The sequence below is a fragment of the Massilia sp. YIM B02443 genome (assembly GCF_030411955.1).
GTDB lineage: Bacteria > Pseudomonadota > Gammaproteobacteria > Burkholderiales > Burkholderiaceae_D > Telluria.
Genome location: NZ_JASNRA010000004.1, coordinates 16,712 through 36,355 on the forward strand (window position 1 = coordinate 16,712; position 19,644 = coordinate 36,355).

The following is a 19,644-nucleotide window of genomic DNA, read 5'->3' on the forward strand; positions in this document are numbered from 1 at the left end:
GACATCACGATGAACGCATCAAGCCTTGGCTTTGATCTTGCCGACCGCGATGCCGGCCTTCTCGATCGACGCGTAGGCGGCGTGGTCGGCCTTGACGAAGCCGGTGTAGTGCGCCGGCAGCAGGGTCTTGGCCTGCTCCACGGTGATCGCGGTGACGATCTTCTGGATCTGGTCGATGACGGCCTGCGACGTGCCTTTCGGGACCACGATGGCGTCATTCGGCAGCGGGGCCGAGGTCCACAGAATCTTGTTCGAGCCCGGCTTGACGCGGCCCGATTCGATCATCGCATTGCGGTTGCGATCGAAGTCGGTGGCCATGTCGGCCTGCCCTGCCTGCACCGCCATCTCGTTGGCGGCGTGGGTCGCGCCTTCGGTGTACTTCCAATGCGTCTTCGGATCGATCTTCCAGACTTCTTTCGCATACCAGGTCGGGACGAGCCAGCCCGAGGTCGAGCCGACATCGGCGAACGACATCCTGAGGCCCTTGGTGTCAATCGGGAATTTCGTCACTTTCAGGTCAGGACGGCCGATGACGATCGCGTGATAGAACGGCTTCTCGTCGTACTTGACGGTGGCCAGCGCGGTGCAGCCGGTGCTGTTGTTGGCGATGATGTAGCCCCACGGTCCCATCCACGCCAGGTCGAGCTGGCCCGCGCCCATCGCGACGGCCATGCCGGCCCAGTCGGTGGTGGCGAACAGTTCGAAGTCGGCGTTCAGTTCTTTCGCCAGGTGGGCGAAGAACGGCATATAGGCCTTCCTGGTGTCTTCGGCGGTCGGCAGCAGCGGGCCGACGCCGAAGCGCAGCTTGCGGCGCGTCTGGGCCAGTGCCGGCGCGGCGGCGCCGAGTGCGACGGTGCCGGCGGCGGCGAGGCCGGCGGCGAGAAGGGTTCTGCGGGTGGAGCTCATGGGGCTGACTTTCTTGTTATTGACGGAGATGACTGGAGATTAGTAGCTCACGCTCGGGCAGCCGTCGCTCATGAACTCCACCAGCTTGGCGCCACCGACGACGACTGCGCCTGCGACCAGTTTTTCTTCGTCCAGCTTGCGCTTCTTGAAGCACGGCGAGCAGACGTACATCTTGCCGCCGGCGGCCGCGAAGTTGTCCATCAGTTCCTTCAGCGGCGCGAAGCCTTCTTCGTGGATCGCGTCCGCAAAGCCCTGCTGCGACAGGCGCACGCCTTCGATCGACAGGAACACCACGGTTTCCTTGTCCGACGCCACGGCGGCATTGGCGACGACGAAGGCGACGGTGGCCTTGTCGGTGTTATCGAGGCTGCTGGTCAGGTTGATCAGGAATTTGTTGGACATGGCGGGTCTCCTTGTGGCGGTCTAGGTTTTGGCGCGGATGATGTAGGCGCGCGCGTCGGCGTCGACCGCCAGCAGCGCGTGGCCGGTCATCGTGCACCAGGCGGGAATATCGGATGGCGCGCCCGGGTCGAGCGCAATCACGCGGAACACCTTGCCCGGTTCGGCGCGCACGCGGCGGCGCAGTTCCAGCACCAGGTCGCCGCATGCGAGGTCGCCGGCGTTCCATTCGATGTCATGGTCGATCATGCAAAGTTTCTGTTCAGGAATATCGACCGGCAGTCTACGAGAAGATGCGACGATAAGCAACCCGAACAGGATGACCAGCAGTCACCTGATTGCAGGTCCAGCAGACTATTCGCGCAGGAGAATCCCGCCGCCGGCATGCTTTTCCATGAACACCGAACACGGATCGTCCGGATAATCACCGAACGGGCCGCGGCGGCGGTAACCCATCCCTTCATACAACAGCAGCGCTTCCGGTTGGGTAGGCCCGGTCTCGAGCATCAAGGTGCTGCAACCGCGGCCCACGGCCGCCAGCTCCAGCGCTTCCATCAGGCGGCGCGCCAGGCCTTGCCCGCGCGCCTGGGGACGCACATACACGCGCTTGATCTCGGCATACTCGGGATTCAGCACGATGGCGCCGCAGCCGACCGTGGCGCCGGCGCCATCGCGCACGACCGCGAACAGCACGCCGGGGTCGAGCAGCGAGGCGATGTCGAGTGCGTACACGCTGTCGGCCGGGTACAGCGCATACAGATAGGCGTCGAGCTCCGCGATCAAGGCGTGCACGTCGGGTTGGTCGGGTGTTTCGAATGCGATCTGCATGAAGGCTTCCATGGCGGTTTGGAAGCCGATGAGTATAGCTTCTCTCAGCCGCCGGATCGCTTGGGCTGATGGCCGAGCCTTGTCAGCGTTTCCATGATCAGGTCGCAGTGGTCGCCCTGCACTTCGATCACGCCATCCTTGACGGTGCCGCCGCAACCGCAGGCGCTGCGCAACCCCTTGCCCAGCGCGGCCAATGCGGCGGCGTCCAGCGCCAGGCCTTTCACCAGCGTGACGCACTTGCCGCCGCGGCCCTTGGTCTGGCGCGAGACGCGCACCACGCCGTCGCCCGCCGGCACGCTCCTGGCCTTGCAGGCGCATTGCGCGACCGGCTGGCGGCATTCCGGGCACATGCGCCCGCTTTCGGTGGAATAGACCAGGCCACCGCTTGAACTGCTCTTCATGATTTCCTTATTGGCGACGCGGCTGGCATTCGCTGCGGTAAGCCTCGGCATACGGTTTATCGAAGCACGCGATCAAGCCGTCGACCACGTCGATATTCGGCGGCCAGCGCATTTTCATGGTCTCGCCATTGCCCATGTCGACATCGAAGTAGCCGTCCACCACGATCACCGGCGCGTTCGGGCCGCTCGGCGGCGCGACGGCGGCCAGCTTCGCGCGCTGTTGCTGCAGGGCCGCCATGTCCTTGCGCAGGAAGGCGATCGAGGCATCCACGTAGATGTTCCAGCCGCTCTTGTCCGGCACGCCCGGGCCCCTGCGTGCCTGCGTCATCAGCGCGATGGCTTCCGGCGTCTGGCCGGAGGAGGCGCGCAGTTGCGCTTCGTGCCAGATCAGCAGGCCCGGACTGACGCCGTGCTTCCGGCGCCAGTCGCGAATCAGATCGGCGGCAGCGACGTTGCAGCCCGGCTTGTCCGCAACTGCACGCCAGCCACCAGCCATGTCCTGGTCGAACTGCTGTTCGTCCAGCGCCAACAGGCGCGCCCGGTCGACGCCGCACTCGGTGCTGGAGAGCGACTGCGCGGCGTGCGACGAAAACGAGACCAGCAGCGAACAGGAAAAGAGCGCGGTCAGGAGGCGATTGATCACGGCGTCGCGGATAGCAGGATTACTTCAGGCGGCAGGTCAGCACCCGATAGAACTCCCAGCGCGCGATCTTGATCTCGCGCCCGGCATTGCCCAGCTTCTTGCGCAGCGCGCTGTCGGTCGGGTAGCCCTTGGGCAGTTCGTGGCGGTTGCCGTCGGCGTCCTGCAGGATCTCGTAGGTGTTGCCCTGCAGGTCGGTGCGGGCGATGGTGGCGCTCTCGCCTTCCACATACTCGTCGTCGAACAGCACCAAGAGCACGTCCTTGCCGACGCGCTTCTTGAGGCTCGCCAGCAGGACGTCCTGTTGATCGCGCGTCAGGTGCGACCACAGGCCGGCCATGAACACGGCGGTAAACTTGCCGCCCTCGCCGGCCAGGTCGTCCGGCAGATCCAGCACATCGGCCTGGCGATAGGTGACGTTGGCCGGCGCGTCGCCGTGGGTGCGCGCCTGCTCCAGCATCGCCGCGCTGGCGTCGACCGCGACGATCGACTCGGCCGTCTCGGCCAGCACCTCGGTCCAGCCGCCGGTGCCGCAGCCCAGTTCCAGGATGCGGTGGCCGGCCAGCAGCGTCGAGATCTGCTCGTGCGCTTCGTCCAGGTCTTCCAGCTGCTCTTCCGAATAGTCGGCGCTTTCGTTGTCGTAGAACTCGGCGACGCTGTCGAAATAAGCGATCACCGGGTTCGTTGCCGCGTTCTTGTCCATCTTAAAATCCTCGTCCATCAATACATCAAAGTTCGTAGTTCTCGCCGCCGCGCATCGCCGACTCGACCATCTTGCGGTTCAGGGTCGGGGCCAGCAGCTCGATGAAGGTGTAGATATAGCTGCGCAGGTAGGCGCCCTGCTTGATCGCCACGCGCGAGGTGTTCATGCCGAACAGGTGGCCGACCGGCAGCGCGCGCAGGTTGCGGTCGCGTTCCGGGTCGAAGGCCATGCCGGCGATGATGCCGATGCCCATGCCCAGCTCGACATAGGTCTTGATCACGTCGGCGTCGATCGCTTCCAGCAGCACGTCCGGTTTCAGGTGGCGCAGGCCGAACGCGTGGTCGATCTTGCTGCGGCCGGCGAAGGCGGCATCATACGTGATCACCGGGTAGGTCGCGATCTCTTCCAGCGACACCGCGCGCGATTTGAACAGCGGATGGTCGGGCGGGGCCACCACCACGTGCTCCCATTGATAGGCCGGAAGCGTGATCAGGTTGTCCACCGCCGCGATCGACTCGGTGGCAATGGCCAGGTCGGCCTGGTCGTTCTTGACCATGTCGGCGATCTGCTTCGGGTTGCCCTGCAACAGCGACAGGCGCACCTTCGGGTACTTCTGCATGAAGGCCTGCACCACCTTCGGCAGCATGTAGCGCGCCTGGGTGTGGGTGGTGGCGATGGTGAAGCTGCCGCTGTCGTGGGCGGCGTATTCCTTGCCGATGCGTTTCAGGCTGTCGATTTCCTGCATGATCAGCTCGACCGACTGCAGCACCAGCCGCCCCGGCTCGGTCAGGCCGCGGATGCGCTTGCCGTGGCGGGTAAAGATGTCGACCCCGAGCTCTTCCTCGAGCTCGATGATCGCCTTCGACACCCCCGGCTGGGAAGTGAACAGCGCCTTGGCCGCGTCGGTCAGGTTGTAGTTCTGGCGCACGGCCTCGCGCACGAAGCGCAGCTGGTGAAGATTCATTCTATGTAATTTTTCTTGCAGGTTTGTCAGCGAACGACATTTTAAGATGCTTATTCGGGTTACGTATATAAGCAAATAAATTATCCGTAGTTTGGAATATAAGCGCCGCTCCGTATCATCGGAACATTATTTAATGGGCGAACAACATCTGTTCGCTACGGATCAGAGGCCATGTACCGCTACGACCACTACGACCATCTCATCGTGCGCGAACGGATCGCACAATACCGCGATCAGGTCGCACGCCGCCTGAGCGGTGAGCTGCTTGAAGAAGAATTCCTGCCGCTGCGCCTGCAGAACGGCCTGTATATGCAGCGCCACGCCTACATGCTGCGCGTCGCCGTGCCCTACGGCCTGCTGTCGAGCGCGCAGATGCGCATGTTCGCCCATATCGCGCGCAAGTACGACCGCGGCTACGGCCACTTCACCACGCGCCAGAACATCCAGTACAACTGGATCGAGCTGGAGCAGACTCCGGACATCCTCGAGCACCTGGCCTCGGTCGAGATGCACGCCATCCAGACCTCGGGCAACTGCATCCGCAACATCACCACCGACGAATACGCCGGCGTGGCGGCGGACGAGATCATCGACCCGCGCCCGTTCGCCGAGATCCTGCGCCAGTGGAGCACCTTCCACCCGGAATTCGCCGCCCTGCCGCGCAAGTTCAAGGTGGCGATCAATGGCGCCCTGGAAGACCGCGCCGCCATCGCCGTGCACGACATCGGCCTGACCGTGGTGCGGAGCGAATCGGGCGAAGTCGGCTTCAAGTTCATGGCCGGCGGCGGCATGGGCCGCACGCCGATCCTGGGCAGCGTGATCCGCGAGTTCCTGCCGTGGCAGCACCTGCTGACCTATACCGAAGCCGTGATGCGCGTGTATAACCAGAACGGTCGGCGCGACAACAAATACAAGGCGCGCATCAAAATCCTGCTGAAAGCCTTGGGCGTGGAGGAATTCACGCGCCAGGTCGAGGCGGAATGGGCCGACCTGAAAGATGGTCCGGAAACCTTGACCCAGGAAGAATTTGACCGCGTCGCCAAGTGGTTCCAGCCGCACGCCTATCGCGAGCTGAGCGACACCGACGTGCTGGCATCGCAGCCGGATAATCGTGCCTTCGCCAACTGGCTCAATCGCAACGTCAAGCCGCACAAGGTGCCGGGCTACGCTGCGGTCGTCCTGTCGCTGAAGAAAACCGGCGTGCCGCCGGGCGACGCCACCGCCGAGCAGATGGACTTCGTGGCCGACCTTAGCGACCGCTTCAGCTTTGGCGAAGTGCGCGTGACGCACGAGCAGAACCTGGTGCTGGCCGACGTCGAGCAAAGCCAGCTGTTCGAAGTGTGGCAGCTGGCCAAGTCGAAAGGCATGGCGACGCCGAACATCGGTCTGCTGACCGACATCATCGCCTGCCCCGGCGGCGATTATTGCTCGCTGGCGAATGCGAAATCGATCCCGATCGCCGCCGCCATCGCGGAACGCTTCGACGACCTCGACTTCCAGCACGACATCGGCGACATCGAACTGAACATCTCGGGCTGCATCAACGCCTGCGGCCACCACCACGTCGGCAATATCGGCGTGCTGGGCGTGGACAAGGACGGCAGCGAGTGGTACCAGGTGTCGATCGGCGGCGCCCAGGGCAACGACTCAAGCATCGGCAAGATCATCGGGCCGTCGTTCTCGGCCACGCAGATGCCGGAAGTCGTCGGCCGCCTGCTGGAAACCTATGTGCAATGTCGTGTCGAAGGCGAACGCTTCGTCGACACCGTGCAGCGCCTCGGCATCGCGCCGTTCAAGGAACATGTGTATGCCACTCCGATCGCGGCGGGCGAACTGACCGGAGAGGACCACTATGCTTGATTCACACCCGCAAATCATCAAAGGCCGCGCAGTCGTCAATGACGACTGGAGCGTGCTGCGCCTGGACGAAGGCCAGACACCTGACACCGTGGAAGTCCCGGCCGGCAAGATCATCGTCCCGCTGACCGTGTGGCAGGCCCAGCGCGACGCGCTGGCCGAGCGCCCTGCCCTGGGCATCTGGCTCGCTCCTGACGAACGTGCGGAAGCACTGAAGGACGACCTGCAGCGCTTTGCCGTGATCGCCGTCGATTTCCCGAAATTCACCGACGGCCGCGGCTACTCGACCGCTTTCAACCTGCGCAAGCGCCTGGGCTGGACCGGCGAACTGCGCGCGATCGGCGACGTGCTGCGCGACCAGCTGTTCCAGATGGCGCGCTGCGGCTTCGACGCCTACGCCACCCGCCAGGACCGCAGCATCCACGATGCGCTCAAGGGCCTGTCGGTGTTCTCGGAAACCTACCAGGCCTCGGTCGACAATCCGCTGCCGCTGTTCCGCCGCGCGCCACGGGACGTCCCTGCCGAACACCGCGACGTCGGCGCCGGCATCTAGGAGTTTGACAACATGAGCGACCTGCACCGTCGCGTGGAAGAAACCCGCGCGATCCTGGCCCGTATTGCGCGCGATTTCTCGCCGGCCGTGTTCGCCTCGAGCCTGGCCGCCGAAGACATGGTGCTGACCGACCTGATCTTCAAGGATCAACTGCCGATCGGCATCTTCTCGCTCGAGACCGGGCGTCTGCACGCCGAGACGCTGTCGATGATCGACCGCGTCAAGCAAACCTACGGTTACGACATCGCCCTGTTCAAGCCGCAGCCGGAAGCCGTCGATGCCTACGTCACCCGGAACGGCCTGAACGCCTTCTACGACAGCGTCGAGATGCGCAAGGAATGCTGCCGCATCCGCAAGGTCGAGCCGCTCGGCCGCGCCCTGGCCGGAAAGCAGGCGTGGATCACCGGCCAGCGCCGCTCGCAATCGACCACGCGCGCCGAACTGGCCGTGCAAGAAGACGACCTCGGCCACGGCATGCAGAAGTTCAACCCGCTGGCCGACTGGAGCGAAGCCGACATCTGGGAGTACCTGCGCGAGCATCAGGTCCCGTACAACGTCCTGCACGACCGCGGCTACCCCTCGATCGGCTGCGAACCCTGCACCCGCGCCATCCAGCCGGGCGAGGACGTGCGCGCCGGCCGCTGGTGGTGGGAAAACCCGGAATCGAAGGAATGCGGTCTGCACGTGGTGGACGGCAAACTTATCCGCATCAAATCCGTGGCAGCTTGAGCCACGACTAGCACAGGCACAGACATGACAACCGTAAGCGACAATATCAACCTGAGCGACGTCAACGCGGCCCACCTGGACGCGCTGGAATCGGAAGCGATCCACATCCTGCGCGAAGTGGCGGCCGAATGCACCAACCCGGCCCTGCTGTTCTCGGGCGGCAAGGATTCCGTCGTGCTGCTGCGCCTGGCCGAAAAGGCTTTCCGCCCCGGCAAATTCCCGTTCCCGCTGGTGCACATCGACACCGGCCACAACTTCGACGAAGTGATCGCCTTCCGCGACGCCCGCGCCGCCGAGCTGGGCGAACGCCTGATCGTCGGCAGCGTCGAAGACTCGATCAAGCGCGGCACCGTGCGCCTGCGCAATCCGCAAACCGATTCGCGCAACGCGGCGCAAGCGGTGACGCTGCTCGAAACCATCGCCGAACACGGCTTCGACGCCTGCATCGGCGGCGCCCGCCGCGACGAGGAAAAGGCGCGCGCCAAGGAGCGCATCTTCTCCTTCCGCGACGAGTTCGGCCAGTGGGACCCGAAAGCCCAGCGTCCGGAACTGTGGGACCTGTATAACACCCGCGTGCATCCGGGCGAGAACATGCGCGTGTTCCCGATCTCGAACTGGACCGAGCTGGACGTGTGGCAGTACATCGCCCGCGAACAGCTGGCGCTGCCGTCGATCTACTTCGCGCACGAGCGCCAGGTGATTCCGCGTAACGGCCTGCTGGTGCCGCTGACGCCCCTGACTCCGGCGCGCGAAGGCGAAACCGTCGAGACCCGCGTGGTGCGCTTCCGCACCGTGGGCGACATTTCGTGCACCTGCCCGGTCGCGTCCGATGCGTCCACCGTCGACAACATCATCGCCGAGACCGCGATCACCGACATCACCGAACGCGGCGCGACCCGCATGGACGACCAGACGTCCGAAGCGTCGATGGAAAAACGTAAAAAGGCAGGATACTTCTGATGAACGCCATGACCGAAAAATTGACCCAGACCGGCGACCGCTCTTTGCTGCGCTTCATCACCGCCGGCTCCGTCGACGACGGCAAGAGCACCCTGATCGGCCGCCTGCTGTTCGACAGCAAGGGCATCTTCGCCGACCAGCTGGCTGCCGTCTCGCGCGCCAAGCACAAGCGCACCGTGGGCGACACCATCGACCTGTCGCTGCTGACCGACGGCCTGGAAGCCGAGCGCGAACAGGGCATCACGATCGACGTCGCCTACCGCTACTTCGCCACGCCCAAGCGCAAGTTCATCATCGCCGACACCCCGGGCCACGAGCAGTACACCCGCAACATGGTCACCGGCGCCTCGACCGCCGACGCCGTGATCATCCTGATCGACGTGTCGAAAGTCAAATTGCGCGAGGACGGCGGCGTCGATCTGCTCACCCAGACCAAGCGCCACTCGACCATCGCCAAACTGCTGCAGATCGAGCACGTGGTGGTGGCCGTGAACAAGATGGACCTGGTCGATTACGACCGCAGCGTCTACGAACGCATCGTCAAGGCCTACGGCGAGTTCGCGCAATCGCTCGGCCTGAAGGACATCACCGCGATCCCGCTGTCGGCGCTGGCCGGCGACAACGTGGTGACGTCGTCCGACAAGATGCCGTGGTACGAAGGCCCGACCCTGATCGAGCTGCTCGAGTCGCTGTCGGTCTACGACGAGGCGCACGCCGCGCCGTTCCGCTTCCCGGTGCAGCTGGTGGCGCGCCATAACGGCCACGAAGCCAACGACTTCCGCGGCTACATGGGCCGCATCGAGTCCGGCCGCGTGGCGGTCGGCGACAAGCTGGTGGTGCAGCCCTCCAACCAGAGCGCGACCGTGAAAGAGATCGTCACCTTCGACGGTTCGCTCGAATCGGCCGTGGCCGGACAATCGGTGACCCTGGTGCTGAACGAATACGTGGACGTCTCGCGCGGCGACATGCTGGCGGGAGCAGAACAGCCGGCCACCTCGCTCAAGCAGGTGACGGCCGACGTGTGCTGGATGTCGGACGAAGCGCTCGACCTGCGCCGCAAGTACTGGATCAAGCACGGCACGCGCCAGACCGCGGCCAAGGTGACCAGGGTGGACACCATCCTCGACGTGAACACGCAGGAACGCCACGCAGCCGAAGGCCTCAAGCTCAACGACATCGCGCGCGTGCAGCTGACCGTCCAGCAGCCGCTGGCGGCCGACGCCTACGCCGACATCCGCGCCACCGGCGCCTTCATCCTGATCGACGAAGTTACCCACCAGACCGTCGCAGCGGGTATGATCCGCATCGAGCAAACTTCATAACTTCTGGGTAAGGGTCAAGCATGGCGGCGTTGGGCAAGGTATTTCTGGTAGGAGCCGGTCCCGGCGCGGCTGACCTGATCACGGTGCGCGGCGCGCGCCTGCTGGCCCAGGCCGACGTGGTGCTGTACGACGCCCTGGTCACGCCCGAGATGCTGGAACTGTGCGCGCGCGCCGAGAAAATCTCGGTCGGCAAGCGTTCCGGCCAGCGCTCCACCGCCCAGACCCTGATCAACCAGCAGCTGGTCGAATGCGCGCGCAAGTACGCGCTGGTGGTGCGCCTGAAAGGCGGCGACCCGATGCTGTTCGGCCGCGCCGACGAAGAATTGCGCGCGCTGGAAGCCGAGGGTATCGAGGTCGACGTCGTCCCCGGCATCACCACCGCCGTTGCCGCCGCCGCCGCAACCCGTCAGCCGCTGACCAAGCGCGGCGTGGCGCGCAGCGTCGCCTTCTTCACCTCCAGCACCGCCCCTGACGAGCCGGATCATCCGGCCCTCCCTGAAACCGACACCCTGGTCCAGTACATGGGCGGACGCGAAGCCGCCGCCACCGCCGAACGCCTGCTGGCCGAAGGGCGCCGCCCCGACCTGCCGGTGGTGGTGGTCGAGAACTGCAGCCGCCCGGACGAACGCATCCTGCGCCTGACCCTCACCGACCTGGCCAGCGGCCTGGAGCCCGGCCATGGCCCGGTGCTGGTGATGATGGGCGAAGCGCTTGCCAGACGCGAACACCAATCGTAGCGTGGGCGGCTGCGCCGACCGTTCATCGGCGTCTTCTCATTGACCTTGCGCTCACCGCCAGGTCGCGCTGGCGACCAGGTTTTCGCCGCCGCTTCGGCCGAGAAGCCGTTGGCGTCGAACATTCACCAGCCTTCATCGAAGCCATCGATGCTCGCACAGAGAAATGTCTGGTCGGGAACCCCTCAATGGGGATCAATCCACCCCACTTTTGGAGGGGCCGGCTGCGCGTCCGCGCAGCGATAATGGGGCGATGTTCCCACCTCCACAGACCCTCGCCATCCGCCTTGCCGCACCATGCCTGCTGGCGCTGTTGCCGGCTTGCCTGCCCGCCAGCGCGTGGGCCCAATCCGATGCGCTGCAGATCTATGCGCGCCTGAACGTCGGCCTGGAAGCGATGCACCGTGACGCCGCCGATGGCGGGCGCCATAGCGTCACCCGCCTGTCGAACTACCGCTCGGTGCTGGGCCTGCGCGGCAACGAAGCGCTCGGCGCCGGCACGCGCCTGCTGTTCCAGGTCGAAGGCACGCTGTCGCCCGATACCGGCGCCGGCGCCATCGCGGCGCGCGACACCCGCATCGGTCTCGAGGGAGCGTGGGGCACGCTATTCGCCGGCAACTGGACCACGCCCTACAACTCGGCCACGTCCGGGCTCGATCCGTTCTATCCGACCACCGCCGGCTACATGAGCATCATGGGCAACGGCTCGGCATCGAATGCCGACAACGTGACCGACACCGCCTCGTTCGACCGCCGCCAGAAGAACAGCCTGCACTACTGGACCCCAAACTGGCGCGGCCTGTCGCTACGCCTGGCGCATGGTTTCAATGAAGAGCGCGCGCCGGACGGCGCGCGGCCAGCGCTCGATTCCGGCGTCCTGCTGTTCGAACGCGGTTCGCTGTTCGCCAGCCTGGGGCACGAGCGGCACCGCGACTACCAGGGTCCGGGCCGCACCGACCGCGGCACCCGGCTGGCGCTGGCGTACCGCTTCGGCGACACCCGGCTGGCCGTGATTGGCGAGCGGCTGGACTATCAGGCGCGCAGCGGCAGCCTGCGGCGCGGCGCCTGGTACGTGTCGGCAACCCGTCAGATGGGCGCGCATGCGTTGCGCCTGGGCGTGGCCAAGGCACAGGACGGCAAGGGTGACGCCGTGGGCAATATCGGCTTTGCGGCCGCCGGTCCCGATACCGGCGCATTGCACGCCACGATCGGCTACGACGTCGCGCTGTCGAAGCGCACCTCGCTGTTCGCGTTCCACACGCGCATCCACAACGATGCGCGCGCCGGCGTCGATTTCGCCATCAATGGACTAAACCCGGGACTAAACCCGGGCCTGAACCCGGGCCTGGCCCCGGACACCGGCGCGAAACTGCGTGGCACCGCGCTCGGCGTGCGCCACGCGTTCTGACGCTTAGGTAGCCGCCCAGCCGATGAAGTCGATCCCGTGCTGGATCGAGCCGATCACCTGCGCCTGGTTCTCGGCGCTCTCGCTGAAGCTCGCCAGCACCGCTTCGCGCGGCGCATGGGCCACCTGCAGCGCGTCGCTCCAGAACTGGAAGCCCGCCGCATCGGGTTCTCGGTGCTGCACGTGCTGGTACAGCAGGTCGAGGAATTGCGTGTCCGTCGTCGGGCCATAGCGATCGGTGAACTCGGCGCTGCCGACGAAGCTGCGCGCCACGTCCTGCAGTCCCACGCCCCTGTCCATCGCCCCGATCCAGAATCCCAGCCCTTCCAGGTCCGGCGCGCGGTCGAAAGCGGCCTGGTACAGCCGGTAGGCCTGGCCCGCGGCGCCGTCGATGTCGAGCGCCACCTGGCCGTCATTGAACACCAGCCGCTCGACCCCGTGCAGCGTATCGGCGCCGCCGCCCGCCAGCGCATTCACCTGGAAGCCGTCCTGGCCGAGCGCCAGCGCATAAGCGTCCCTGGCGCCGCAATACACCACGGTATCGAGTCCGCTTCCGCCCTCGATCGTGCAGCCGGCGCCCGCCGCGCCGCCGTCCACGCCACCATACGCGATGCCGTGCGCGATCGCGTCGGACACCTGCTCCCGGTTCTCGGCGCTCTCGCTGAACTGCGCCAGCACGGCTTCGCGCGCCACGTGGTGCACCTGCAGCGCATCGCGCCAGAACTGGAAGCCCGCCGCATCGGGCGCGCGGTGCAGCACGTGCTGGTACAGCACCTCGAGGAAGCCGGCGTCGCTCATCTGGCCATGGCGGCCGGTGAACTCGGCGCTGGCGAGGAAGCTGCGCGCCACGTCCTGCAGCTTGATGCCGCCATCCATCGCGCCGATCCAGAACGCCAGTCCTTCGGCGTCCGGCGCGCGATCGAAGGCCGCCTGGTACAGCCGGTAGGCCTGCCCTGCCGTGCCGTCGACGTCGAGCGCCACGTTACCGTCGTCGAACACCAGCCGCTCGACGTTGCGCAGCGTGTCGGCGCCGCCGCCGGCGTGGCCGGTGACGTGGAAGCCGTCCGCGCCGGGGTCGAGCGCGAAGGCGCTCTGCGCGCCGCGATAGACCACGGTATCGATGCCGCTGCCGCCATCGATCGCGTGGCTGCCGGCGCCGGCGACGAACAGGTCGCGCGCCGCCGTCCCTGTCACCTGCGTGGCCACCAGGCTGCCGCCGCCGGCGAGCGTGCCGGTGCCGGGCTGCGCCGGCGCTGCCGGCGCTGCCGGAGCGTCTGCGGCCAGCACGCGCGCCTCGACCTGCAGCGTGCCGTCGGCCTGGGTATCGACCCATGCCGTCGCCAGCCCGCCGCCGGCCAGTGTGCTCAAGACCGGGCTGGCCTGGTCGCCCTGGCGCAGTTCGTTGACCGCGAACTCGCGCACGTCGAGCGCCGTGCCGGACGCATCGAAGCGGCGCGCGAAGATGCCGTTGCCGTCGAAGTCGCCGGCCTGCGACTGCCACCCGATCACGAAGCCGCCGTCGTCCTGGGCCGCCACCGAGGCCGCGAAGCGTCCCGCGCCGCCGTCGACGTTGGCCTGGACCCTGCTGCCTGCGGCATGGCCGGCGGCGTCGTAGCGCTGGAAGAAGATGTCGCTCTGGGCGAAGCCGTAGGGCGAATTCAGGTAGCTGTCCCAGGCCACGACGTAGCCGCCATCGCTCAGCGCCGCGATGCTGGCGAGCGGCGCGGCGGTGCTGAGGGTGGCGGCGTAGCCGTCGCCGCTGACGATTGCCGGCGCCTGGCCCGGCCCGGCGGCGTACACATTGCCGTCACCGATCTCGCCCCAGGCCACGACGAAGCCGGAACCATGCGCCACGATGTCGGGATCGTAGGCGCTGCCGAGGGCGCCGAAGGTCTGCTGCGCGCCGAGCGGCGCGCCATCAAGGCCGAACTGGCGCACCTGCACCTGGCCGCCGGCGCGCCAGGCCAGCGCGAACGAACCATCGTCCAGCACGGCGACGTCGGGCATGGCGGTGTCGGCGGCGGCGCCGGTGTCGGCGAACTGCTGGGCGCCGGCGCTGCCGTCAGGACCGACGATGCGATAGGCGATGTGCGCCGCCTCGCCGCTGCGTACCGTATAGGCGACCACGAAGCGGCCGTCGTGCAGCGCGGCGACGCTCGGCTCGCCTTCGGCGGCGGCATCCGGCGCCGAGGTGACGGCGAAGGCCGCGCCGCGCGCGTTGCCGCCGGCGTCGCGCAGTTGCGCCCACAGCTGGCCGCCGTCCGTACTGGACGCCTGCCACACGGTGACGAAGCCGCCGTCGGCCAGCGTCGCCATCGCCGGGGCCGCATTCTGGCTGGCCACACCGAGCGCGAACTCGTTGCCGAAGTGTTCCAGCGCTTTGGTGGCCCCGGCCTCCACCGAATACACCAGGGTTTCTGCGATGCCGCGCCCGGCCAGCGGCTTGCCGTTGGCGTCGAGCTGGAAGTGGTCGTAGTAGTGCACCGTGACCGTCACCGGCGCGCCGGGCTGCAGCTTCGACGCATCCGCGATCAAGAGGCGCGCGCTGGTGTCTACCGCGGGATCGTAGTCGATCGTGAACAGGCCCGGGCGCGATTCGGCGTCGATCACCCAGCGCCCGCCGGTTGCGAGGCCGGTGTCGATGGGACTCAGGGTGGCGGCCAGGTCGCCGCGCTGCAGGGTCGAGAACAGGGTGTCGCGGTCGTCGACGATGCCGACCGGGGCGTAGTCAGGTTCGGTATACATGAAATGCAATCCTGAAGAAGTCGCGCGCAAGGCGCGGAAGGGTCAGGATCCATCATGCACGAGCTCACCACGTGTTTGACAGCTTGTTCTGAATTTTATGCGGCAAAATGATACGGAACGCGTGTTAAATTAACATAAGATCACGATCAACCAGCGATCGTTTGCATAGCTTGCCAGGACGGCAAACAGCCCTCAGCCGAGCGCCGCCACGCAGTAGTCGGCCATGGCGCGCTGCACGCCGTCGTCTTCGCCGATCGCGCCGACCACATTCAACTGCAGGCCCGGATGCGCCGCGCGCAGTTGGTCGGCCAGCGCCGGCAGGTCGCGCAGCAGATGCCCGCCCTGCCCCAGGAACACCGGAACAACGGTGATGTCATTGATGCCGCGCGCGACCATGCCAGCCGCCACTTCCGGCAGGCCGGGCGTCATCAGCTCGAGGAAGGCCAGCGCCACTTCGGTGTCTTGCAGGCGCGCCGCCGCCTGCTCGCGCAGGCGCTCGAACGGCGCGGCCCAGCTGGCGGCGCGCGCGCCATGGGCAAAGAGAATCAGTCCACGTGCCATCAGCGTCGCTCCACCCACCACAGCGCACCCAGCGCCATGAGCAGGAACAGCATGCTCGGGGCCACCGCCGTCAGGAAGGCCGGCAGGATGGTCAAGACGCCCAGGTGCGAGAACAGGGAGTTGATCAACAGGTAGCTCACGCCGATCATGATGCCGATGAAGATCTTGAGACTGACGCCGCCGCTGCGGGTGTGCAGGTAGGCGAACGGCAGGGCCAGCGCCATCAGCACGAAGATCGACAGCGGGTCAATCAGCTTCTTCCAGAACGCGACCTTGAAGCGTTCCGTTTCCTGTCGATTCTCGGCCAGGTGGCGCGTGTACACGGCCAGTTCGACCGCCGACATGCGTTCCGGGTCCGAGCGCGACACCGACAGGATGCGCGGCGTGATCTCGGAGGCCAGCTCGTAGGTCGGCAGCTTGCGCGTGCTCACGGCCGCCGTCTCCTGTCCATAGGTGCTCTGGATGGTCTGGCCGGCCGGCACCGCCGAACCCGGGGCCGGCAGCTCGCGGCTGTTGGTGAACAGGGTTTCGCTGACGTCCTGCAGGCGCCAGGTGTTGTTGCCGCCGTAGACGCCGCGCGCCGCCGTCACCAGCGAGCGGATGCGCATATTGTTGTCGAACTCGTAGAGCCGCACGTCTTCGAGCTGGCCGTCGGCCGCGATGCGGCGCACGTTGAAGAAGCGCGAACCGGTGATGCGGCCGCGCACGCCGTTTTCGTGCACGCTGTCCTTGGTCCACATGCCGGAGCGGAATTCGGTCGACACCGCGCTGCCCTTGGCCGTCACGCGCATGCGTTCGGCCACCGGCGCGGTGCGCGGCGTGATCAACTCGCCGAAGATGAAGGCAACGATGACGAACAGCGCGCCGATCTTGAACAGGATCCAGGCCGCCTGGCGGGTCGACATCGACGAGGCGCGCATGATGGTGAATTCGGAGCTGGCCGCGAACTGGGCCATCGTATAGATGGTGCCGATCAGCGCCGCCACCGGCATCACCTGGTACACGTTGCCGGGCACCAGCAGCAGCACGTATAAAAAGGCGTGCTGGATGCCGAAGTCGTTCTTGCCGACCGACGGCAGGATGCTGGTCAGGTCCATGAAGGCGACCAGCGCCAGGAACGCGATCAGCACGAAGGCCACCGCCTGGCAGATATTGATGGTGAAGTAGCGATCGAGGATCTTCATTCTGCCCTGGCCTCCTCGCGTGCGGCGAGCGGCGCCTTGTTCAGCAGGCGGCGGCGCTTGAAGGCACCCAGCATGACCAGCGGGTGATAGCGGTGGTTTACGTTCAGGCGCCAGGCGAACAGCGCCAGCACCACCAGGATCGCGGCCAGGTGCAGCGGCCACCAGCCCATCGCGAAGCTGATCTTGCCCTGCTTGACGCTGGCCTCGGACAGGCGCACCAGGTTGTTATAGGTGAAGAAGATCAGCAGCGCCAGGATCATGTTGGCCGACGAACCGGCGCGCGGATTGACGAATCCCAGCGGGATCGCCAGGAGCATCAGCACCAGGCAGGTGATCGGCGCGGCGATGCGCTGCAGCAGTTCGGCCTCCGAGAAGCGGTTCGGCGCGGCCAGCAGCACGGGGGTGGACAGCGCCGCCACCGGCACATCGGCGCCCAGCACCGGCACCTGGGTGGCGACGCGCATGCTGTAGCGCTCGAACTCCATGGTCTGGAAATCGGCCTGGCCCGGCACGCCCTCGTAGCGGCGGCCGTTGCTGAGCACCAGGAACTGGCCGCCCTTGGCGTCGGTCTCGATCACGCCCTGCTTGGCCACCACCACCGAATGGTTGTTGCCGTCGACGCTGTTGACGAACACGTTCTGCACCACGGTCGCACCCTCGGTGCTGCGCTCCACAAAAAACACGCGGTCGTTCGAACTCGATTCGCGGAACTGGCCCGGCGCCACGCGCTGCAGGTCTTCGCGTTTCTGGAAGCGCTCGACGAATTCGGCGCTCTTCATCTTGGCCCACGGCGTGACCACCAGCGACAGCGTGGCGACCAGGGCCACCATCGGCAGGCCGAGCGTGAGCACCGGACGGATCCAGGCCACCAGCGACTGGCCCGAGGCGAACCACACCACCATCTCGGAATCGCGGTAGCTGCGCGTGACGGTGGCCACCACGGCGATGAAGCTGGTGAGGATCAGGATGATGGGCAGCAGCTCGGCGCTGCGGAACACGATCAGCGCCAGCACGTCGCCGGATGCCACCTTGCCGCCCGCGGCCCGGCCCAGGATGGCGATCAGGGTCCAGGTGACCAGGATGGAAAACAGCACCGTGAACGTAGCGCCAGCGGCGCTCGCCAATTCACGTTGCAGGGAACGTCGGAAAATCATTCAATAGAGTCGTTATAATTGCAGATTAGGCAGTCCGCCGCGAACAAGTCAACGGAGAACCAAATGGACTTTAGCATAAAAGCATTCGACACAAAAAACACCCTGGCCGCTGCGAAAACCGGCTGCCTGGCAGTGGCGGTGTTCGAGAACAAGAAACTGTCGGCTGCTGCACAAGCGCTGGACGCAAACGGTGCGATCAGCGCTGCGCTCAAGTCGGGCGACATCAGCGGCAAACCCGGTTCGACCCTGCTGCTGCGCGGCGTGGCCGGCGTGACCGCGGCACGCGTGCTGCTGGTCGGCATGGGCGCCGATGAAACGGTTACCGAGAAAAGCTTTGCTTCCGCCGTCAGCGCCACGCTGAAGGTGTTCGGCACGCTCGGTTCGAACGATGCCATTATCGCATTCCCGCTCGATAGCGTGAAAGAGCGCGACGCAAACTGGGCGCTGCGCGCGCTGGTGCTGGGCGCCAGCGAAGCCGAATTCCGTACCGACGGCCAGAAGAGCAAGAAAGATCCGGCCATCAGCGGCGTGCGCAAGATCGTGGTCGCGGCCCCGAACGGCGCCGCAGCTGGCACCATCGGCAAGACCGCCCTGACCCAGGCCGCGGCGATCGCCAACGGCATGAACCTGACGCGCGAACTGGGCAACCTGTCGCCGAACGTCTGCACCCCGACCTTCCTGGCCAATACCGCGCGCAAGCTCGCCGAAGACTACGGCTTCGACATCGAAGTGCTGGAGCGCAAGCAGCTCGAAGCGCTGAAGATGGGCAGCTTCCTGTCGGTGGCCAAGGGCAGCGACGAAGCGCCGAAGTTCATCGTCCTCAAGCACAACGGCGGCAAGTCGAAGGACGCGCCGGTGGTGCTGGTCGGTAAGGGCATCACCTTCGACACCGGCGGCATTTCGCTCAAGCCTGGTCCTGGCATGGACGAGATGAAATACGATATGTGCGGCGCCGGCTCGGTGCTGGGCACCTTCCGCGCCATCGGCGAGATGGGCCTCAAATTGAACGTGGTCGGCATCGTGGCGGCCTGCGAAAACATGCCGTCGGGCCGCGCTTCGAAACCGGGCGACATCGTCACCGCGATGAACGGCACCACCATCGAGATCCTGAATACCGACGCCGAAGGCCGCCTGATCCTGTGCGACGCCCTGAGCTACGCCGAGCGCTTCAAGCCGGCGGCGGTGGTCGACATCGCGACCCTGACCGGCGCCTGCATCGTGGCCCTGGGCCACCACACCAGCGGCCTGTTCACCCGCGACGACGCCGCGCACGACGCGCTGGCGACCGAGCTGCTGGATGCCGGCAAGCAGGCCGGCGACGTGGCATGGCGCTTCCCGCTGGGCGAGATCTACAACGACCAGCTGAAGTCGAACTTCGCCGACCTGGCCAACATCGGCACCCCGGGCGCGGCCTCGATCACGGCGGCCTGCTTCCTGGAGAACTTCACCCGCAAGTACACCTGGGCTCACCTGGACATCGCCGGCACCGCCTGGAAGTCGGGCGCGAACAAGGGCGCAACCGGTCGTCCGGTGCCGCTCCTGACCACGTTCCTGATGAATCGCGTGTAATGGAATTGATCGGGCGGCGAATGTCGCCTG

20 protein-coding genes are annotated in these 19,644 nt (G+C 66.1%); 8 read left to right on the forward strand and 12 right to left on the reverse strand.

Features of this window, described 5'->3' with window-relative positions; genetic code table 11:
• Nucleotides 1–18: 18 nt before the first annotated feature.
• From QPK27_RS05775 to QPK27_RS05810, 8 genes are all read right to left on the reverse strand, one after another.
• A complete protein-coding gene (locus tag QPK27_RS05775; RefSeq protein ID WP_290417256.1) occupies nucleotides 19–906 on the reverse strand; it encodes a phosphate/phosphite/phosphonate ABC transporter substrate-binding protein in 888 nt (295 codons plus the stop codon).
• A 39-nt stretch (nucleotides 907–945) separates the two neighbouring features.
• On the reverse strand, nucleotides 946–1,308 hold the full coding sequence (locus tag QPK27_RS05780; protein WP_290417257.1) for a DsrE family protein: 363 nt from the start codon (nucleotides 1,306–1,308) through the stop codon (nucleotides 946–948).
• Between the two features lie 21 nt (nucleotides 1,309–1,329).
• The gene (locus tag QPK27_RS05785; RefSeq protein ID WP_290417258.1) at nucleotides 1,330–1,554 is read right to left on the reverse strand and encodes a sulfurtransferase TusA family protein; all 225 of its coding nucleotides are present in this window, start codon (nucleotides 1,552–1,554) and stop codon (nucleotides 1,330–1,332) included.
• Between the two features lie 105 nt (nucleotides 1,555–1,659).
• Complete coding sequence (locus tag QPK27_RS05790) at nucleotides 1,660–2,133, reverse strand: GNAT family N-acetyltransferase (protein WP_290417259.1); 474 nt, start codon at nucleotides 2,131–2,133, stop codon at nucleotides 1,660–1,662.
• Nucleotides 2,134–2,177: 44 nt separating this feature from the next.
• Nucleotides 2,178–2,534 (reverse strand): translation initiation factor Sui1, encoded by a 357-nt coding sequence (locus QPK27_RS05795; protein WP_290417260.1) that lies wholly within the window; start codon nucleotides 2,532–2,534, stop codon nucleotides 2,178–2,180.
• Between the two features lie 7 nt (nucleotides 2,535–2,541).
• Nucleotides 2,542–3,177 carry a hypothetical protein gene (locus QPK27_RS05800; RefSeq protein ID WP_290417261.1) on the reverse strand — a complete coding sequence of 212 codons (636 nt, stop codon included), beginning with the start codon at nucleotides 3,175–3,177 and terminating at the stop codon, nucleotides 2,542–2,544.
• 19 nt (nucleotides 3,178–3,196) lie between these two features.
• Nucleotides 3,197–3,895, reverse strand: coding sequence for a class I SAM-dependent methyltransferase (locus QPK27_RS05805; RefSeq protein ID WP_290417262.1), 699 nt, complete (start codon nucleotides 3,893–3,895; stop codon nucleotides 3,197–3,199).
• Nucleotides 3,896–3,902: 7 nt separating this feature from the next.
• A complete protein-coding gene (locus QPK27_RS05810; RefSeq protein ID WP_290417263.1) occupies nucleotides 3,903–4,841 on the reverse strand; it encodes a CysB family HTH-type transcriptional regulator in 939 nt (312 codons plus the stop codon).
• Between the two features lie 171 nt (nucleotides 4,842–5,012).
• Between QPK27_RS05810 and QPK27_RS05815 the strand changes: the two genes are divergently transcribed.
• The 7 genes from QPK27_RS05815 to QPK27_RS05845 all read left to right on the forward strand — a co-directional run bounded on the left by QPK27_RS05815 (nucleotide 5,013) and on the right by QPK27_RS05845 (nucleotide 12,404).
• On the forward strand, nucleotides 5,013–6,701 hold the full coding sequence (locus QPK27_RS05815) for a nitrite/sulfite reductase (protein WP_290417264.1): 1,689 nt from the start codon (nucleotides 5,013–5,015) through the stop codon (nucleotides 6,699–6,701).
• Nucleotides 6,694–7,251, forward strand: coding sequence for a DUF934 domain-containing protein (locus tag QPK27_RS05820; protein WP_290417265.1), 558 nt, complete (start codon nucleotides 6,694–6,696; stop codon nucleotides 7,249–7,251). Before QPK27_RS05815 ends, QPK27_RS05820 begins: the two co-directional genes overlap by 8 nt.
• A 12-nt stretch (nucleotides 7,252–7,263) precedes the next feature.
• Nucleotides 7,264–7,980, forward strand: coding sequence for a phosphoadenylyl-sulfate reductase (locus QPK27_RS05825; protein ID WP_290417266.1), 717 nt, complete (start codon nucleotides 7,264–7,266; stop codon nucleotides 7,978–7,980).
• Nucleotides 7,981–8,004: 24 nt separating this feature from the next.
• Complete coding sequence (cysD, locus tag QPK27_RS05830) at nucleotides 8,005–8,940, forward strand: sulfate adenylyltransferase subunit CysD (protein WP_290417267.1); 936 nt, start codon at nucleotides 8,005–8,007, stop codon at nucleotides 8,938–8,940.
• A complete protein-coding gene (locus QPK27_RS05835; RefSeq protein ID WP_290417268.1) occupies nucleotides 8,940–10,262 on the forward strand; it encodes a sulfate adenylyltransferase subunit 1 in 1,323 nt (440 codons plus the stop codon). Before cysD ends, QPK27_RS05835 begins: the two co-directional genes overlap by 1 nt.
• A 20-nt stretch (nucleotides 10,263–10,282) precedes the next feature.
• Nucleotides 10,283–10,999, forward strand: a complete 717-nt coding sequence (gene cobA / locus QPK27_RS05840; protein WP_290417269.1) for a uroporphyrinogen-III C-methyltransferase — start codon at nucleotides 10,283–10,285, stop codon at nucleotides 10,997–10,999.
• Between the two features lie 250 nt (nucleotides 11,000–11,249).
• Nucleotides 11,250–12,404 carry a porin gene (locus tag QPK27_RS05845; RefSeq protein ID WP_290417270.1) on the forward strand — a complete coding sequence of 385 codons (1,155 nt, stop codon included), beginning with the start codon at nucleotides 11,250–11,252 and terminating at the stop codon, nucleotides 12,402–12,404.
• Between the two features lie 3 nt (nucleotides 12,405–12,407).
• Here the strand turns inward: QPK27_RS05845 and QPK27_RS05850 are convergent, their stop codons facing one another.
• The 4 genes from QPK27_RS05850 to lptF all read right to left on the reverse strand — a co-directional run bounded on the left by QPK27_RS05850 (nucleotide 12,408) and on the right by lptF (nucleotide 18,045).
• Nucleotides 12,408–15,146: a DUF4214 domain-containing protein gene (locus QPK27_RS05850; RefSeq protein ID WP_290417271.1), complete on the reverse strand. Its 2,739-nt coding sequence runs from the start codon at nucleotides 15,144–15,146 to the stop codon at nucleotides 12,408–12,410.
• A gap of 192 nt (nucleotides 15,147–15,338) precedes the next feature.
• On the reverse strand, nucleotides 15,339–15,707 hold the full coding sequence (locus QPK27_RS05855) for a sirohydrochlorin chelatase (protein WP_290417272.1): 369 nt from the start codon (nucleotides 15,705–15,707) through the stop codon (nucleotides 15,339–15,341).
• Nucleotides 15,707–16,891 carry an LPS export ABC transporter permease LptG gene (gene lptG, locus QPK27_RS05860; RefSeq protein ID WP_290417273.1) on the reverse strand — a complete coding sequence of 395 codons (1,185 nt, stop codon included), beginning with the start codon at nucleotides 16,889–16,891 and terminating at the stop codon, nucleotides 15,707–15,709. Before lptG ends, QPK27_RS05855 begins: the two co-directional genes overlap by 1 nt.
• Nucleotides 16,888–18,045, reverse strand: coding sequence for an LPS export ABC transporter permease LptF (gene lptF / locus QPK27_RS05865; protein ID WP_290417274.1), 1,158 nt, complete (start codon nucleotides 18,043–18,045; stop codon nucleotides 16,888–16,890). Before lptF ends, lptG begins: the two co-directional genes overlap by 4 nt.
• Nucleotides 18,046–18,108: 63 nt before the next feature.
• On the opposite strand from lptF, the gene QPK27_RS05870 reads away from it, so the two are divergent.
• Nucleotides 18,109–19,614, forward strand: a complete 1,506-nt coding sequence (locus QPK27_RS05870) for a leucyl aminopeptidase (RefSeq protein ID WP_290417275.1) — start codon at nucleotides 18,109–18,111, stop codon at nucleotides 19,612–19,614.
• The last annotated feature ends 30 nt before the right edge of the window (nucleotides 19,615–19,644 follow it).

What these genes read in the sequence shown, in the direction of transcription:
- QPK27_RS05845 (WP_290417270.1), top strand. Translation starts at nt 11,250, where the DNA reads ATGTTCCCACCTCCACAGACCCTCGCCATCCGCCTTGCCGCACCATGC.
- QPK27_RS05805 (WP_290417262.1), bottom strand. Translation starts at nt 3,895, where the DNA reads ATGGACGAGGATTTTAAGATGGACAAGAACGCGGCAACGAACCCGGTG.
- QPK27_RS05870 (WP_290417275.1), top strand. Translation starts at nt 18,109, where the DNA reads ATGGACTTTAGCATAAAAGCATTCGACACAAAAAACACCCTGGCCGCT.
- QPK27_RS05790 (WP_290417259.1), bottom strand. Translation starts at nt 2,133, where the DNA reads ATGCAGATCGCATTCGAAACACCCGACCAACCCGACGTGCACGCCTTG.
- QPK27_RS05815 (WP_290417264.1), top strand. Translation starts at nt 5,013, where the DNA reads ATGTACCGCTACGACCACTACGACCATCTCATCGTGCGCGAACGGATC.
- QPK27_RS05855 (WP_290417272.1), bottom strand. Translation starts at nt 15,707, where the DNA reads ATGGCACGTGGACTGATTCTCTTTGCCCATGGCGCGCGCGCCGCCAGC.
- cobA (WP_290417269.1), top strand. Translation starts at nt 10,283, where the DNA reads ATGGCGGCGTTGGGCAAGGTATTTCTGGTAGGAGCCGGTCCCGGCGCG.
- QPK27_RS05785 (WP_290417258.1), bottom strand. Translation starts at nt 1,554, where the DNA reads ATGATCGACCATGACATCGAATGGAACGCCGGCGACCTCGCATGCGGC.
- QPK27_RS05775 (WP_290417256.1), bottom strand. Translation starts at nt 906, where the DNA reads ATGAGCTCCACCCGCAGAACCCTTCTCGCCGCCGGCCTCGCCGCCGCC.
- lptF (WP_290417274.1), bottom strand. Translation starts at nt 18,045, where the DNA reads ATGATTTTCCGACGTTCCCTGCAACGTGAATTGGCGAGCGCCGCTGGC.
- QPK27_RS05850 (WP_290417271.1), bottom strand. Translation starts at nt 15,146, where the DNA reads ATGTATACCGAACCTGACTACGCCCCGGTCGGCATCGTCGACGACCGC.
- QPK27_RS05810 (WP_290417263.1), bottom strand. Translation starts at nt 4,841, where the DNA reads ATGAATCTTCACCAGCTGCGCTTCGTGCGCGAGGCCGTGCGCCAGAAC.
- lptG (WP_290417273.1), bottom strand. Translation starts at nt 16,891, where the DNA reads ATGAAGATCCTCGATCGCTACTTCACCATCAATATCTGCCAGGCGGTG.
- QPK27_RS05780 (WP_290417257.1), bottom strand. Translation starts at nt 1,308, where the DNA reads ATGTCCAACAAATTCCTGATCAACCTGACCAGCAGCCTCGATAACACC.
- QPK27_RS05825 (WP_290417266.1), top strand. Translation starts at nt 7,264, where the DNA reads ATGAGCGACCTGCACCGTCGCGTGGAAGAAACCCGCGCGATCCTGGCC.
- QPK27_RS05835 (WP_290417268.1), top strand. Translation starts at nt 8,940, where the DNA reads ATGAACGCCATGACCGAAAAATTGACCCAGACCGGCGACCGCTCTTTG.
- QPK27_RS05820 (WP_290417265.1), top strand. Translation starts at nt 6,694, where the DNA reads ATGCTTGATTCACACCCGCAAATCATCAAAGGCCGCGCAGTCGTCAAT.
- cysD (WP_290417267.1), top strand. Translation starts at nt 8,005, where the DNA reads ATGACAACCGTAAGCGACAATATCAACCTGAGCGACGTCAACGCGGCC.
- QPK27_RS05795 (WP_290417260.1), bottom strand. Translation starts at nt 2,534, where the DNA reads ATGAAGAGCAGTTCAAGCGGTGGCCTGGTCTATTCCACCGAAAGCGGG.